This is a genomic window from Limnospira sp. PMC 1279.21, from assembly GCF_032349615.1.
Lineage (GTDB): Bacteria > Cyanobacteriota > Cyanobacteriia > Cyanobacteriales > Microcoleaceae > Limnospira > Limnospira fusiformis.
In genome coordinates this window covers 1-14,643 of the sequence record NZ_JARPLU010000130.1, presented here as the reverse complement: position 1 = coordinate 14,643, position 14,643 = coordinate 1, and the positions used below count along the sequence as shown (strand labels likewise).

General features: G+C 43.9%; 14 protein-coding genes. 7 read left to right on the top strand and 7 right to left on the bottom strand.

Translation table 11 applies throughout. The features are described from left to right. Window positions 1–250 precede the first annotated feature (250 nt). The 3 genes from P5683_RS17800 to P5683_RS17790 all read left to right on the top strand — a co-directional run bounded on the left by P5683_RS17800 (window position 251) and on the right by P5683_RS17790 (window position 4,476). Window positions 251–1,408 carry a sugar phosphate nucleotidyltransferase gene (locus P5683_RS17800; RefSeq protein WP_008056262.1) on the top strand — a complete coding sequence of 386 codons (1,158 nt, stop codon included), beginning with the start codon at window positions 251–253 and terminating at the stop codon, window positions 1,406–1,408. A 16-nt stretch (window positions 1,409–1,424) separates the two neighbouring features. Next, a complete protein-coding gene (priA, locus tag P5683_RS17795) occupies window positions 1,425–4,052 on the top strand; it encodes a primosomal protein N' (protein WP_046319004.1) in 2,628 nt (875 codons plus the stop codon). A 229-nt stretch (window positions 4,053–4,281) separates the two neighbouring features. Continuing rightward, window positions 4,282–4,476, top strand: coding sequence for an NblA/ycf18 family protein (locus tag P5683_RS17790; protein WP_006622493.1), 195 nt, complete (start codon window positions 4,282–4,284; stop codon window positions 4,474–4,476). Between the two features lie 86 nt (window positions 4,477–4,562). Here P5683_RS17790 and P5683_RS17785 read toward each other — a convergent pair whose 3' ends face one another. Together P5683_RS17785 and P5683_RS17780 are read right to left on the bottom strand one after the other, a co-directional pair. Next, window positions 4,563–4,994, bottom strand: coding sequence for an NUDIX hydrolase (locus P5683_RS17785; RefSeq protein WP_006622492.1), 432 nt, complete (start codon window positions 4,992–4,994; stop codon window positions 4,563–4,565). 21 nt (window positions 4,995–5,015) lie between these two features. After that, window positions 5,016–6,242, bottom strand: a complete 1,227-nt coding sequence (locus P5683_RS17780) for a bifunctional sterol desaturase/short chain dehydrogenase (RefSeq protein ID WP_006669433.1) — start codon at window positions 6,240–6,242, stop codon at window positions 5,016–5,018. Window positions 6,243–6,474: 232 nt separating this feature from the next. Between P5683_RS17780 and P5683_RS17775 the strand changes: the two genes are divergently transcribed. Then, the gene (locus tag P5683_RS17775; protein WP_006622490.1) at window positions 6,475–7,782 is read left to right on the top strand and encodes an ABC transporter substrate-binding protein; all 1,308 of its coding nucleotides are present in this window, start codon (window positions 6,475–6,477) and stop codon (window positions 7,780–7,782) included. 26 nt (window positions 7,783–7,808) lie between these two features. Here the strand turns inward: P5683_RS17775 and P5683_RS17770 are convergent, their stop codons facing one another. The 3 genes from P5683_RS17770 to P5683_RS17760 form a co-directional block, all read right to left on the bottom strand. Then, on the bottom strand, window positions 7,809–8,753 hold the full coding sequence (locus tag P5683_RS17770) for a hypothetical protein (protein ID WP_315640739.1): 945 nt from the start codon (window positions 8,751–8,753) through the stop codon (window positions 7,809–7,811). A 187-nt stretch (window positions 8,754–8,940) separates the two neighbouring features. Continuing rightward, the gene (locus tag P5683_RS17765; protein ID WP_006669434.1) at window positions 8,941–9,504 is read right to left on the bottom strand and encodes a DUF697 domain-containing protein; all 564 of its coding nucleotides are present in this window, start codon (window positions 9,502–9,504) and stop codon (window positions 8,941–8,943) included. 114 nt (window positions 9,505–9,618) lie between these two features. Beyond that, complete coding sequence (locus P5683_RS17760) at window positions 9,619–9,795, bottom strand: hypothetical protein (RefSeq protein WP_006622487.1); 177 nt, start codon at window positions 9,793–9,795, stop codon at window positions 9,619–9,621. Window positions 9,796–9,893: 98 nt separating this feature from the next. Here P5683_RS17760 and P5683_RS17755 point away from each other — a divergent pair, with 98 nt between their 5' ends. The 3 genes from P5683_RS17755 (at window position 9,894) to P5683_RS17745 (ending at window position 13,465) form a co-directional block, all read left to right on the top strand. Then, on the top strand, window positions 9,894–11,333 hold the full coding sequence (locus P5683_RS17755) for a cytochrome ubiquinol oxidase subunit I (protein WP_006669435.1): 1,440 nt from the start codon (window positions 9,894–9,896) through the stop codon (window positions 11,331–11,333). Between the two features lie 84 nt (window positions 11,334–11,417). Next, window positions 11,418–12,431, top strand: a complete 1,014-nt coding sequence (gene cydB / locus P5683_RS17750; protein WP_187758304.1) for a cytochrome d ubiquinol oxidase subunit II — start codon at window positions 11,418–11,420, stop codon at window positions 12,429–12,431. A gap of 110 nt (window positions 12,432–12,541) precedes the next feature. Next, window positions 12,542–13,465: a TraB/GumN family protein gene (locus P5683_RS17745; RefSeq protein ID WP_315644879.1), complete on the top strand. Its 924-nt coding sequence runs from the start codon at window positions 12,542–12,544 to the stop codon at window positions 13,463–13,465. Between the two features lie 80 nt (window positions 13,466–13,545). Here the strand turns inward: P5683_RS17745 and P5683_RS17740 are convergent, their stop codons facing one another. Further along, window positions 13,546–14,415 carry a peptidoglycan recognition family protein gene (locus tag P5683_RS17740; protein WP_315644878.1) on the bottom strand — a complete coding sequence of 290 codons (870 nt, stop codon included), beginning with the start codon at window positions 14,413–14,415 and terminating at the stop codon, window positions 13,546–13,548. After that, window positions 14,306–14,643 (bottom strand): hypothetical protein (locus P5683_RS17735; protein WP_315648829.1); only part of this gene is annotated, 338 nt, incomplete at its 5' end. The genes P5683_RS17735 and P5683_RS17740, both read right to left, overlap by 110 nt.

Here is a 14,643-nt window from a genome sequence, read left to right as displayed (position 1 = left end):
GTCCTCCCCGGTCTAAAGACACGGGGCTTCCACGCTCCCAAGAGGTTTACGTGAACGGGACCAGAGGGCTGACCGAGACTAAATGTGGATCAGGTCATTGTCTAAGTAGAACGGAAAACCATTAAGCAAACAGGGAAGATATTTAGCAAGGGGTTAAGCTCCCGCTGGCTGATCAACGAAGAATCCCTAGCCTAGCCTTTGTAGGCGGGGAGTGTTAAAGAATAAGAATAGCTGAGGGTAGAGTGTGAATATGAAAGCGATGATTTTGGCTGCTGGTAAGGGGACTCGTGTTCGCCCTATTACTTACACCATACCGAAACCATTAATTCCGATTCTCCAAAAGCCAGTAATGGAGTTTTTGGTAGATTTGCTGCGTCGCCATGGTTTTAAGGAAATCATGGTCAATGTGAGCCATTTGGCGGATGAAATTGAGAACTATTTTCGTGATGGTCAGCGGTTTGGGGTAGAGATTTCTTACTCATTTGAGGGGAGTATCGAAGATGGTCAACTGATAGGTAAGGCTTTGGGGTCTGCTGGAGGAATGAAAAAAATCCAGGACTTTAACCCATTTTTTGATGATACGTTTGTGGTGTTGTGCGGGGATGCCTTAATTGATTTAGACCTGAGTGAGGCGGTAAAATGGCATAAACAGAAAGGTGCGATCGCTACTGTAGTGATGAAATCTGTACCGAAAGATGAGGTTTCCAGCTATGGGGTGGTGGTTACGGATGAAATGGACAGGATTAGGGCTTTTCAGGAGAAACCATCTGTAGAAGAAGCTCTCAGCACCAGCATTAACACGGGGATTTATATCTTTGAGCCAGAGATATTTGACTACATCCCGTCTGGGTGCGAGTATGATATTGGTAGCCAACTGTTCCCCCATTTGGTGGAAATGGGCGCGCCCTTTTATGGGATTACTATGGATTTTGAATGGGTAGATATTGGGAAGGTTCCCGACTACTGGCGGGCTATTCGCAGTGTGTTGCTGGGTGAGGTGAAAAATGTGCCTATCCCAGGTAGAGAAGTGGCTCCGGGGATTTACACTGGGCTAAATGTGGCGGTGAATTGGGATAAAGTGCATATTGAAGGCCCGGTCTATATCGGTGGTATGACCCGCATTGAAGATGGTGCAACTATTATCGGTCCGACTATGATAGGTCCGAGTTGCTCAATATGTAGCAACTCCTATGTCAGTAATAGCGTGATTTTCGAGTATTCTCGGTTGGGGCGTGGGGTGCGCCTGGTAGACAAATTGGTGTTTGGTCGCTACTGTGTGGATAAGCTGGGAGCTTCGATTGATGTTCAGGCGGCGGCTTTGGATTGGCTGATTACTGATGCTCGACAGGCTGTGGGTGATCCCCCAGAAGAACATCAGGCGATCGCAGATATTCTCAGCACCTCATAACTTTTGGGTAGGTTGTATGCATAAATCTTCCGTGGTATTGTACGGGGGGGCAATCGAATCACCCTCTGTTTCCAGCAGGTTATTTCCGAAAAGCGACCCACTTCCCCTAAAACTGGCTGAAGGTGGTCTATCTTACGGTTCAGAAAATTGGGGCGGTAATGGTGACCATCAACTGGTTGAGGTTTTAGTGGATATACCCACCCTCCGCCAGACGGAGGACACGGAAGATATAGAACAACTTTATACCTACCAAGTGCCGCCTCACTTAGATATTATGCCGGGGGATATTCTCAGTGTCCCCTTTGGCGCTCAACAGATAGGGGCGATCGCCATTAGGTTAACATCAGAACTGCCAGAAAATCTGAGGGAACCGGGTAAGGCTACCTCTATCAAAGTGCGTCCCGTAGAAGATATCACTGTCAAGGGATTTTTCCCCCCCAATTATTGGCAATTACTACAACAGGTCGCCCAGTATTATCAAACCCCCCTAATTAAGGCGATCCGAACTGCCCTCCCCCCCGGACTCCTACGCCGTAGCCAGCGACGTATTCGTTTAGTTACTAATGCTATTCCAGACGGTGCTGAAGAGTTTTTGCAACCGAAAGCCCAAAGGATTTTACAACTTTTGCGCCAGTCAGCTACGGGAGACTATACCTGGCAGTATTTGCAACGACAAATTAAGGGAGGCTCTCGGGGACTACAGGATCTGATCAAACGGGGTTGGGTGGAAAGCTATCTCGAACCGCCGACACCACCGCGCCCTAAACTCAGACCAGCAATCACCCTAGTGATAGATTGGGTAGAGTTAGACTTTATAGACATAACCACCCGTCAGCGGGAAGTGCTGGAAATTTTGCGGCGGCGGGGTGGGGAAATGTGGGTAACTGATTTATTGCAAACCTGCAACACCAGTTCTAGCTTACTCAAAACTCTGGAGAAAAAGGGATGTGTAGTAATTGGCGATCGCGAAATTCTACGCACGGAACAGGGTATTTCGACAATAGCGGATCAGCCTTTATCTCTGACGGAACACCAACAACAAGCCTTAGACGTAATTTTGGGGTTATCTGGTTTTCATCAACTGCTGCTGCATGGTGTGACAGGTTCGGGCAAAACTGAAGTATATTTACAGGCGATCGCCCCCATTATTGACCAGGGTAAATCAGCCCTAGTCCTAGTCCCGGAAATCGGCTTAACTCCCCAACTAACCGATCGCTTTCGCGCGAGGTTTGGTGAGGTGGTGTTTGTCTATCATAGTGGTTTGTCAGAAGGTGAACGCTACGATACCTGGCGTAATATGATCCAAGGTACTCCCCAGGTAGTAATCGGAACGCGATCGGCAATTTTTGCCCCTTTACCCAATTTAGGCATAATTGTTCTCGATGAAGAACATGACAGCAGCTTTAAACAGGACCAGCCGCAGCCATGCTACCATGCTCGCACTGTGGCAGCGTGGCGGGCGGAACTGGAAAACTGCCCCTTAATTTTGGGTTCAGCCACTCCCGCCTTGGAAACTTGGCAGCATCATCGCCACAATCATAACCCATCCATTCATTATCTATCTTTACCTGAAAGGGTATTATCTCGCCCCCAGCCGCCGGTAGAAGTCGTTGATATGCGTCGGGAATTGAAGCAGGGGAATCGATCCATTTTCAGTAGAAGTCTACAATTGGCGATCGCCTCTTTGCGAGACAATAATCAACAGGGCATTTTATTCATCCACCGTCGCGGACATAGCACCTTTGTTTCCTGTCGCAGTTGTGGCTACGTCATGGAATGTCCCCGTTGTGATGTTTCTCTCTCCTATCACCACATTCACGCCGAAGCTATCCCATACTTACGCTGTCACTACTGCAACCATTCCCAATCCTACCCCCAACGCTGTCCCCAGTGTGACTCTCCCTATTTTAAACATTTTGGCAGTGGGACCCAACGAGTCGCCCAGGAATTAACCCGCCTTTTTCCAGAATTGCGGTTTATCCGTTTTGACAGTGACACCACCCGCACCAAAAATGCCCATAGAATTCTTTTAACTCAGTTTGCTAACCGGGAGGCTGATTTATTAGTTGGTACTCAAATGCTCACCAAAGGTTTAGACTTAGACTCTGTAGGGCTGGTGGGTATTGTCTCCGCTGATGGACTTCTGCACCTGTCCGACTACCGCGCTAGTGAACGTGCTTTCCAGACTTTGCTACAGGTGGCCGGACGTGCGGGACGTGGTAACGACCCCGGACAGGTAATTCTCCAAACCTATACCCCCGAACATCCCGTCGTCGAAGCCGTCCGAAACCATGCTTATCAGTCTTTTGTGGAAACCGAGCTACAACACCGCTCAGAGCTTAATTATCCCCCCTCTGGTGGCTTGATTTTACTCCGGTTAAGGGGTTATGATGCGATCGAGGTTGAACAAACCGCCCACCGTATCGCCTCAGAGTTAAGTTCTGAGCTGCTTCCGGGAACTTGCGAACTGTTGGGACCCGCACCCGCTCCCATTATGCGTGTTGCTAATCAATACCGCTGGCAGATTTTATTAAAATTCCTCCCCGGTCAGACTACCCCCACTCCCTCTCTGGCTGCTTTGGCGGAAAAATGCCCCCCCTCTGTTCGCTTCTCCATTGATGTTGACCCTCTCAGTTTCGGTTAACTATTGCCACTTATCCCCCCACAGCCATAGTTTTTTCGCAACTATCCAGTCATCTCGTATCGTGGATGACAAATTTTTGGGTTAGATCTGTTATGGTAAATCCAAAGATTTGGGTATATTAAGGTAGGCATTTTGTCAAATAATTGTTATAATTCGTAATAATTTCCGGGACAAGGGTGGCCATCCTAGAAAATTAACCCAAACCCACTTTTAAGGAGTTCACGTCATCATGGAACCTAGTAGCTTATCTTTGGAACAACAATTCAACCTGTCCTCATTTAGAATGCAGGTAAACCAAATGAGCCGGGAACAAGCCCAGGAGTTTTTGGTTAATCTTTACGAACAAATGTTGGTTAGGGAAAATATGTATCAGCACTTTCTCAAGTATCAGTGGGGCTTAGAACCCAATTCCGGTGCTGAGTAAGTGGATATTACCCCCATATTAGTTGGCCACCTCTGTCTCTTACTTTCTTTTTCTGACAAGAAGCGAGTTGGGGGTAGTTGGGTGACTCACATTAGCCTGGGTCGGAGTCCAAAATGGCGAAATTGCAGATAGTCTTGTAAAATGCGATCGTGGTCAAAGCATAGATTCTGTGGAATGCACCAAGGCTCAAAGATGTCTAAATTTTGGGCATCATCAGCCGCCTGGGGTTCTCCCTTCGCCGTAGCGATAAATACCACAGCTAGGGTATGTTGGCGAGGGTCTCGGTTAGGGTCTGAGTAAACATGGAACTGTTGAATCAAGGTGACATCTAGCCCCGTTTCTTCTTTGGCTTCTCTGGTGGCTGCGGTTTCTACTGACTCGCCGTAGTCTACAAATCCTCCGGGAATAGCCCAGCCTAATGGGGGATTTTTTCGGTCTATTAATACAATCGGTCGCGATCGCCGATCTATAAGTTCGATGATGATATCTACTGTCGGCGCGGGATTACGATAGCTCATTGGATTGATGATAAAATGGATCTAGGTATGCTGAGATTTGCTAAATAACCTGAAATAGCTAGAAACCAAAAACTCTTTAATCGGGATAGCCACAAATGTTATAGGGTTAATGGTGACAATAATCGTTCTCACGTTGGACTTGGCTTGTTTGATAATTTGCTTCGCTACCCAGTCGGCTGACATCACCCCAATGGGGTTAAGATTACTTTTAAAAGGCCCTAAAATCAGCTTGCGAATCACACAGGGAGAGTCGAGGCGGCGTAATGTGACTAAATCCCCTAAAGTGCGTTTACTGAGTTCATAAAGAGGACTAAAGGCGGGGCTAACTTCTGCCTCGGAAGTATTGACCCAGACCTCCTTGCGGGCGATATCTGTGTTGGTGCGAACGGTTTTTAAAAACAATTCTAAGAGTCGCCAACTGGAGAAAGTATTGATTTCGTAGGATTTGCCGATCGCCTCTGGGGTTCGTTCCCCGTGTACATTAATACCATGATTGATAATCAGGATATCTACGGTTTCTAACAGATTCGCTAACTGTTCCTCTTCTCCTACTTGCCAGGTGATAGTTTTTAGGGGTAATTCTTGCTGGTCAATGGTGAGGGTGATAGTTTGGGAAGTTGATGATAAAGCGATCGCCTTCGCCCCAGAGTTGTGGAGGTGTTTAAGTAGCGCGCGCCCTAAACTCCCAGAAGCGCCAGTCACCGCCACTGTTTTACCTTTTAGAGAAAGTCCTGTTCCCATAATTTTATCTAAAACCGTGAGAGTTCCGCAAAAGTAGGCATTTTGGTTATCAAAATGGTGTCGCCAGTGATAAGATGGGTTCACCAATAACCGCGACGGTGGCTGAGAAAAATTACCCGGAAGGTGGGTTAAATCAGTGAGTGTGTCCGCGTGGGGAACTCCTGAACCTCTAGCGATCGCAGGCAGTAGAAAGCCGAGGGTGTAAACTGAACCCGTCAGCGTCAACCAGTGAGGATCTCCTGTTAGTCCATAGATACCCAACCAAAACCCCAGACTGAATACTAACATAACCATCGCCTCTGGCACATCATTATACCAGTGGGCTTTCCGATAAATCTCCTCACTTTTAATGCTATAGTCGGGACGAAATACCCGATGATGCCAAGAATGGAGGCGATACAGGGGTTGCCAAACATGGGCGAGGGCGTGGTAGGTGTCTCGGACTAATTCTACCCACACCACCGAAGCTACTACCCAAACTGTATTTATGATCACTAGCGTTAGCATAAACTTAGAGTTTCAGACCTCATTGGTTTTGTTAAAATTTACCATTTAGCATTGTATATGCCAAAGGGCTGTTAAATGTTTGAAACTTCCAGAAAATCTCGATTCTGGGAGTTGGGCTGGTTATCTCTAGCCGAAATGGAGGGTTAGACACCTTCCCCCTCTGGCTGGATGCAGATGGTTATCTGAATAATAGTGTATACTGGGTTATTTATTCTAGTTTGATATAAATGATATGGGTTCAAAGACCTGGAAACGGTTTATAGGTTGGGCTTTGTTGGGTTTGCTGTTGACTTGGGGGGTTAGTTGCGCCTCCCCAACTGCTGATCAAAGCGATCGCCGTGAGGTGGAGTTTTGGACAATGCAGCTTCAACCTCAGTTTAATGACTATTTTAATCAGTTAATTGCTAACTTTGAAAATGATAACCCCGAAGTCAAAATTCGCTGGGTAGATGTACCTTGGTCAGCTATGGAGAGTAAAATCTTGGCGGCGGTGTCCGCCCAAACTGCGCCCGACCTGGTGAATTTAAACCCCGATTTTGCCTCTATGTTGGCGGGTCGCGATGCTTGGTTAAATTTGGATGAACACCTATCCGAAGAAGTGCGATCGCTATATTTACCCAATATCTGGGAAGCTAATATGATCCAAACCTGCGACGGTGATAATTGTCAGAATCGCACCTTTGGCATTCCCTGGTATTTGACTACCCAAATTGTCATTTATAATCAGAATTTACTCAATCAAGCCGGTCTGGAAAATCCCCCCACCACCTATGAGGAAGTCGCTACAGTTGCCCAAACTATTCGCGAGAGAACCGGAAAATATGCCCTATTTGTTTCCTTTGTACCCACCGACTCCGCCCAAGTTTTACAGTCCTTAGTTCAGATGGGGGTCCAGTTGGTTGATAATAATAGAAGGGCTGCTTTTAATACTCCCGAAGGTCGCGCCGCCTTTCAATATTGGGTTGATTTATATCAACGGGATCTGTTACCCAGAGAAGTCTTAACTCAGGGACATCGAAGGGCGATCGAATTGTATCAAGCTGGGGAAATTGCCCTATTGACCACCGGACCTCAATTCTTTAGGGCGATCGCAGAAAATGCCCCCGATATCGCCAAAGTTTCCGCACCATCTAGCGCTATTACTGGCGAAACTGGTAAAATCTCCGTGGCTGTCATGAACCTAGTTATCCCCCAAAATACTCGCCACCCAGAAGATGCCATAAATTTTGCCTTATTTGTGACTAATAGTGCTAATCAATTAAACTTTGCTAAAGCATCAAACGTCATCCCTTCCAGTATTGAAGCATTAGAAAATCCCTTCTTTCAAAACATCCCCGCAGATGCCACACCCCAAGACCAAGCCAGGAAAATTAGCGCCCAACAGATGACAAACGCTCAAGTTTTGATTCCCCCCCTAGAAGACATCAAAGAATTGCAAAGCATTATTTACAACAATTTGCAAGCAGCCATGTTAAATCGAAAAACTGTTGATCAGGCGATCGTAGATGCTGAAACAGATTGGAATCGGCGCTTAAATTAAGCCTTTAAGTTCAACTAAACCCAACTTTATCTAGGGTGGTTGCTATTCTCATATTCCCTTAAACAACCACCCCATTTTATTCCTATATCCCCTAATAAGCCATGTAAATTATTCGGAATCATCCCAGCCAATGAACCTTCTTGCTGCACTAACTCTTGTAGTTCATTTAATCCCTTCATCACCTGATTTTTAACCTCTTGAATTTCCTCGCTAATTTTAACCGAAAGTTGCTGTTTTTCCCGAATTTTATCCTGCCTTTTTTCGTTCCATGTATATATTTTATTATTAGTCTGTGTGTCTAAATCTTGGCAATTTTTTTTAATCACATTTATCTGATGTTGTAAATTAGTCAATTCCTGGTTAAGTCCTTGTTTACGTCCTTGATTTATTGCATATAATTGTTGCAGTTGATAGTTATGATGATAAAAGCCTTCACTATCATCTATCTCTATCTCTAGCCTGAGAATACTGCATTCAATCATATTTTTTTGCTGTTCCAAACTTTTGATATTTTGGAGATTTTTGGAAAGAGACTCAACCAACAATCTTTTCGCATCATTAATATTTTCCGAGAGTTTCCTAATGTCCTGTTCAACCCTACCTTTTCGGCTTTCCAGATAATTAGGATTTTGTAAATCCAGAACCCTGTTAATTTGGGTATATATATCATCAACAATTGTATTAAATAACTGTAATTTTGCGCGTCGTATCTCATCTTTATCATTGGGAATAGTCCCATTATCAGCCGCCTTAATTTCCCTCAAATAATTTCTAACCACACCCATCAGCATATCATTAGTCTGGTTTTTAAAAATCCTATAATACTCACCAGACAAACGATTTCTCTTCAGTAAATCATCATAATCAGTGCATTCATGGCGCGCGCGATCCAGACCTTTAGACTGCTTCAGTATTTCTAAAACCGCCTGTGGCGAAGTAGTAAGTTTAGCTTTAGGAATATGATAAAACATACTATATAGCACTCCTAAATAAGTGTAAAAATTAGGCTATCTTTAGACCATAGTAGTGCATCGTGATAATTAAGAAACCCAGTTTCTCCCGTCTGCTGAAAAATAGGGGGGAAACATGACCAGAAACCGGGTTTCAGAAACCGTCATTATTTAACCAGCCAGTTAATTAACCCCGATACAATATTCCCTAAATCCGAGATAATAGTTCTTGTTTTTTCGCTTGAAATTCCTCCTCACTCAAGACACCTTGCTGCTTCAATTGACCCAATTTCTCTAAAGTTTGATAGATATTAGCCGCCTCATCAGCCTTGTCTTTTTCCAGGTCAGAAACATAGTTTTTTCCCTTTTCAAAAGCCGAGTCATAAGCCCATTTAACCTCTTCTTCCGCAAAATTATTCAGAGACCCACCACTAGAAAAATGGTTAATAGCAACCTGTCCCACCGCATAGGTAGAAGCCCCAGAAGTCAAAGCCATTGAAGTTCCACCAATTAACGAACCAATACCCGGAATTGCCTTAATGAAACTAGAACCCAAACGAGCAATAGTTGTACCTGTTAATGCCGAAACAAATGCTTTTCCCGTACTAACAGAATAGTTGACTCCATACAGTTTAGCAAGTTCTTGTAGCATTTCCATTTGAATAGCAGTAACAGCCATAAAATCCACTATGGGGATAGGGATTAATCCACCTCCCATTGACCAGAGGACGTGATTGCGAATAATAGCTTCTGCTTGCGTTTTTTTACTCATTAGGAGTACCTGGTAAACAATAATGATTTGGGGGGCGCTTCGGGAGATGTTGCCAAAACGACCCTCTTTTATTTTACCCTTTCCCAAACTATTGAAAATTGCTAATAAATCAATCTATAGCCCCCCTAAAGCCCAGCCAGTCCAGTTTTTCAGCCACATTAGCCAGCGCCTAGGTGTCACCGCCTTAACAAAAATTAACAAACTCATTTTTCCTGGACTAGCAACCTTTTTGGCATTTCCCAGAGTCTCAAATTGGGCTTGCTTACAGCCAAGGACAGCATAATCAATCATAATTATCAAGCTATAATTGATAACTAGACATTCCTAGTCGTCCCCTATTCAAGTAGTAGGGAATAATCCGATAACATTGTTAAAACGGAGAGAAAAGCGTGGATATTCTATCCAACACCGTGGCACTGTCCCGAATGCAATTTGCACTGACAGCCATCTTTCATATGTTGTGGCCAGTTCTTACTACCGGGCTAGGTATCTACCTAGTTATTATTGAAGGACTATGGCTAAAAACTCGCAACCCAGACTACTATTATCATGCCAGATTTTGGTCTAAATTTTACGTCCTTAACTTCGGAATAGGTGTCGCTAGTGGCATTCCTATGGAGTTTCAATTTGGCACGAATTGGGCTCCTTTATCAGAGGCTATTGGTAACTTTTTTGGCAGTGTAATTGGCTTCGAGGCTTCCTGGGCGTTTATGCTAGAAGCGGCTTTTTTGGGAATTATGGTGTTTGGTTGGGAGCGCGTCAACCCTATTATTCACTTTGTTTCCACGATTCTTGTGGCTTTTGGCGCTAATCTTTCAACCTTTTGGATTTTGTCGGCTAATTCCTGGCTACAAACCCCGGCGGGAGTGGAAATGGTGGAGGGGAAATTTATCGTGCTTGACTATTTTCAAGCTATCTTTAATCCCTTCATGTTAAATAGCTTTCTGCATATGTTCTTCGCAACATTAGAAACATCGCTATTTGTGATTGGTGGTATTAGTGCTTGGTATATCCTCAAAAAACGGCATCATCAGTTTTTCTCCAAATCTCTGAAAATTGCGATCGCAGCTACTATCGCTGTCGCACCTATGCAGCTTTATATCGGACATTTGAGTGGCGAACAAGTTTATCACTACCAACCTACTAAATTAGCCGCTATGGAGGCGCAGTGGGAAACTATCCCCGCTGGACAGTCTGCTGATTGGAGTTTGTTGGCTTTTCCTAACCCCCAGACCCAAAAAAATGATTGGGAAATTACTATCCCGAATGGTTTAGGGTATATTCTCGAATTTAAAAAAGAATTATCCGAACCTGTCTTGGGTTTAAAAGAGTGGAAACCAGAAGATAGACCGCGTTTATTGGGTTTGATTTACTACTCTTTTCGGATTATGATTGCTATTGGTTTCTTTCTGGCTGGACTCATGGCGGTCACCGTTATTCAGTGGTTACGGGGGAAACTTTCAGCGGACAATATTACTCAACAGGGTTGGTTAATGTGGGGTTGGATTATTTCTGCACCTCTGGGTTATATTGCGGTTGAGGCTGGCTGGACTGTGCGTTGTGTAGGACGACAACCTTGGACGGTTTATAATGAAATTCGCACGGTTGATGCTGCTTCTAATTTACCCCCGGAAAATGTGTTAACTACTTTGGTTGGTTTCGCTGTGGTTTATAGTTTGCTGTTGGTGGCGGCGATTTATTTTGGGAGTCGAATTATTCGCCGTGGTCCGAATTTGGAGTTGGCTATTCCTGGTGGAGTTCGCCCGGCTTTTGATACTAGCCCCGGTCAGTTTTCCCCGGACGAAAGACCAGCAGAAACTCAAGGTTAACTCTGGTTTTATCTTACCCGAAAATTAGGGGCGATCGCTACATCGCCCCACTCATCATCAAGTCATCATCCCGGAGAAGAATTAATGGAAACTTTGCAATATTTACTCCCTCAAGTCTGGTTTGGAATTTTGGCTTTATTCCTGTTTTTGTATGTGATGCTAGATGGCTTTGATTTGGGGGTGGGAATTTTGTCTCTCACTTCCTCTAGCGAAAAACGCCGCAGCATCCTGATGACCAGTCTCAGTAATATTTGGGATGCTAATGAAACCTGGTTAGTGTTGATGGGGGGTAGTCTATTTGGCGCATTTCCTCTGGCTTATAGCACTATTCTTAGCGCCCTATATGTGCCGATTTTCGTGATGATTTTTGGCTTAATTTTTAGGGCTGTAGCCTTTGAATTTCGCGAACAAGCGACTAATAAGTTATTCTGGAATTTTGCTTTTGGGGCGGGTAGTTTTTTGGCGGCTTTGGGTCAAGGTTTCGCCCTCGGTGGGGTTCTGGAAGGGATTAAGGTTGATGCTAACGGTCATTTTATTGGTACCACTTGGGATTGGTTACGTTTCCCGACTATAGTAGTAGCATTAACTTTGATTCAAGGATATGTTTTGATTGGGTCTACCTATCTAATTTGGAAGACTGAAGGCGAGTTACAAAAAACTCACTATAAAACGGCTAAACTGGCGGCTATTACTACTTTAATTGGCGCGATTTTAATCACTGTGGTAACGCCGATTTTTTATGAATCAGCACGCGATCGCTTATTTTCTCAACCCCTAGTTTATATCTTTTCCCTAATTCCAATTTTGGGAATAGTGCTAATTGGCTTATTACTCAGAAGTATTACCCGTCAGGAAGAAAGAACCCCATTTATCTGGACAATTTTAATTTTTGTCCTCACTTTTTTGGGATTAGCAATGGTCGTTTTTCCCTATATTATCCCCCCGACAATTACCATTTATCAAGCTGCGGCTGACCCCAGTTCAATGGTGGTTATGATTATTTTTGTCGGCGCTTTAATTCCGGTCATGTTGTTTTACAATATTTATCAATACTTTGTCTTTCGTGGGAAAGTTACTGAGGCGGTTTATGAGGAATAGCCTCTAAATACTTAGGGAGTGTCTCACTCCCTATATCAAAATCCCCTAATTATACCAGATCCCCCGACAAACGGCTATAATAACCATCAAATCCTATTAATTTGTTGATTATGCCAAAATTCATCAAGTCCCTGTTTTTAACTACTTTGGGAAAATTAGTAACCACGGGTCTAATTACTGCGTTGGTGGTGATTTATGTTTCCCAGGTGACACATTTACACGCGGCGGAGTCTAAACACTTCCTCTGGTCTGTAGAAACTCCCCAAAATCAAGTTTATTTTTTGGGTTCTATTCATGTTTTGAGTGCAGATGATTATCCTTTACCCCAGGTAATGAATGATGCTTTTAATCAGGCTGATAATGTGGTATTTGAACTGAATATCAATGACCTAGAAAGTCTGGAAAGCCAAGCGATTATGCTAGAGATAGCTACGCCGCCAGATGGTAAAACCTTGCTAGATCTAATCAGTGATGAAACTTATCATCTGGTTCAACAAACCATGGAAAAGTTGCAATATCCCATCCAAATATTTACGAATTTTAAGCCGTGGTTTGTGTCGATGTCTTTGATGTCGTTACAACTGCAAAATCTGGGTTTTGACCCGCTTTATGGTGTGGACAGATACTTTTTTGAGCAAGCGATCGCCCAAGACAAAACCATCATGAGTTTAGAAACCATGAGGGATCAACTCAAGATATTTGATAGTCTGTCCTGGGAACAACAGGATGAGATGCTAAGACAAACCCTCCAAGAAATTGACACCTTAGAAGACTCATTTCAACAAATGCTACAGGCTTGGAAGTCGGGAGATAAACAGACTTTAGAAGATTTGATAATTACTGGGTTTAAAGATTATCCAGAGTTGGGAAATCGTCTTTTTCGCGATCGCCACGTCAAATGGATGACCGAAATACAGAATTTTTTACAAGATGATAAAAACTATTTGGTAGTAGTTGGTGCTGGTCATTTAGTCGGAGAAGATGGTATCGTCGAAATGTTGCGCGACCAAGGTTATTCAGTCCAACAACAATAACCACAGATCAGGAAATTAAAAAAGCGGGTAGTTAACCCGCCCAATCAACCATTAACTATTGAGAGTCAATCAAACCCCAATTATCCTTGATAACCCGGAACCCGACAACCAATGATAATTTCCTGGGTTCTGGGATAATTATTGAGAAGTTGATAAAAAAGCTGTGAATTAAAACTTCTGGGGTCAGATCTATGACCAGATCTATCAACAGCTTGATGGGTAGTAATGCGGTCATTAGGAACCCCCGTCCGCGAAACTAACCAAGCCAAAGACTGATATTGAGCCATGGTATATCCACTGTGGCTAGGACGGTTATTCATGCCATCTGGTGGTGTTTCCAGGGAAACATGATAAGCAAAATTATTGACAGAAGCGGGATATTTAGGATGAGTCCTGACTGCTTCTTCACCGCGACTACCAACAAACACAGAATTTCCGGCACCAAAAGCCCTTAAATCGGGAGGGACAATATAAACAATATCTCCATTGAGGGTAATTAAGGTATGGTAACTAGCCTGATTATCTTCGGAAGTGTGGCGGGTGCGGAAAAAATTAATGGCATTTTGACTGGTGGTAACAGTTTCGTGGAGGACAATAATTGGCTGATTATTGTTCAGTTGACCATTAATATCATAGACAAACCGTTGGCCGTAGTTAGTCTGATTGGCGATCGCCTGATATTCTTGAGGAGTATGGCCAGAGGCACTTTGAGCAGTTAAGGGACGACGAAACCGCGTCAAAGGTGCTGGTTGTTCAATAGGGGGACCCACCTGGGTAGAAGCTACAGCCACATTAGTAGTAGGTCTAACCCCACAGGTAGGCTGCAATTCTAAAGTAATATTAGCCACTTCCTCGGCTACCACCAGTCTCCCAGTAGACAAAACCATAGGAACCGCCAAAGCCACCACAAACATGATCAACAGCAAAACCGGGGTAAATTTTAACTTCATCTAAACAACCGCAAACCATGAATAAGGGAATTTTCAACAGTTTAATCCAAATATTCAGGATAAGCGATCGAGATCTTAAAGTTTGCCTAAAGGCTGAACCGGAAACTCCGTTGAGTTCAGGCTGAGTCCATATCGATACTTTAGCCTTGGCTTCTATTTTAGGGAACTGTTGGGAGCCAGAATTTAATCCAAGATTTGCTTGACATCTTAGGACAATAAGGTACAATA

Excerpts from the sequence above, each read along its gene's own strand:
- P5683_RS17800 (WP_008056262.1), top strand. The coding sequence starts at position 251 with ATGAAAGCGATGATTTTGGCTGCTGGTAAGGGGACTCGTGTTCGCCCT.
- priA (WP_046319004.1), top strand. The coding sequence starts at position 1,425 with ATGCATAAATCTTCCGTGGTATTGTACGGGGGGGCAATCGAATCACCC.
- P5683_RS17790 (WP_006622493.1), top strand. The coding sequence starts at position 4,282 with ATGGAACCTAGTAGCTTATCTTTGGAACAACAATTCAACCTGTCCTCA.
- P5683_RS17785 (WP_006622492.1), bottom strand. The coding sequence starts at position 4,994 with ATGAGCTATCGTAATCCCGCGCCGACAGTAGATATCATCATCGAACTT.
- P5683_RS17780 (WP_006669433.1), bottom strand. The coding sequence starts at position 6,242 with ATGCTAACGCTAGTGATCATAAATACAGTTTGGGTAGTAGCTTCGGTG.
- P5683_RS17775 (WP_006622490.1), top strand. The coding sequence starts at position 6,475 with ATGGGTTCAAAGACCTGGAAACGGTTTATAGGTTGGGCTTTGTTGGGT.
- P5683_RS17770 (WP_315640739.1), bottom strand. The coding sequence starts at position 8,753 with ATGTTTTATCATATTCCTAAAGCTAAACTTACTACTTCGCCACAGGCG.
- P5683_RS17765 (WP_006669434.1), bottom strand. The coding sequence starts at position 9,504 with ATGAGTAAAAAAACGCAAGCAGAAGCTATTATTCGCAATCACGTCCTC.
- P5683_RS17760 (WP_006622487.1), bottom strand. The coding sequence starts at position 9,795 with ATGATTGATTATGCTGTCCTTGGCTGTAAGCAAGCCCAATTTGAGACT.
- cydB (WP_187758304.1), top strand. The coding sequence starts at position 11,418 with ATGGAAACTTTGCAATATTTACTCCCTCAAGTCTGGTTTGGAATTTTG.
- P5683_RS17745 (WP_315644879.1), top strand. The coding sequence starts at position 12,542 with ATGCCAAAATTCATCAAGTCCCTGTTTTTAACTACTTTGGGAAAATTA.
- P5683_RS17740 (WP_315644878.1), bottom strand. The coding sequence starts at position 14,415 with ATGAAGTTAAAATTTACCCCGGTTTTGCTGTTGATCATGTTTGTGGTG.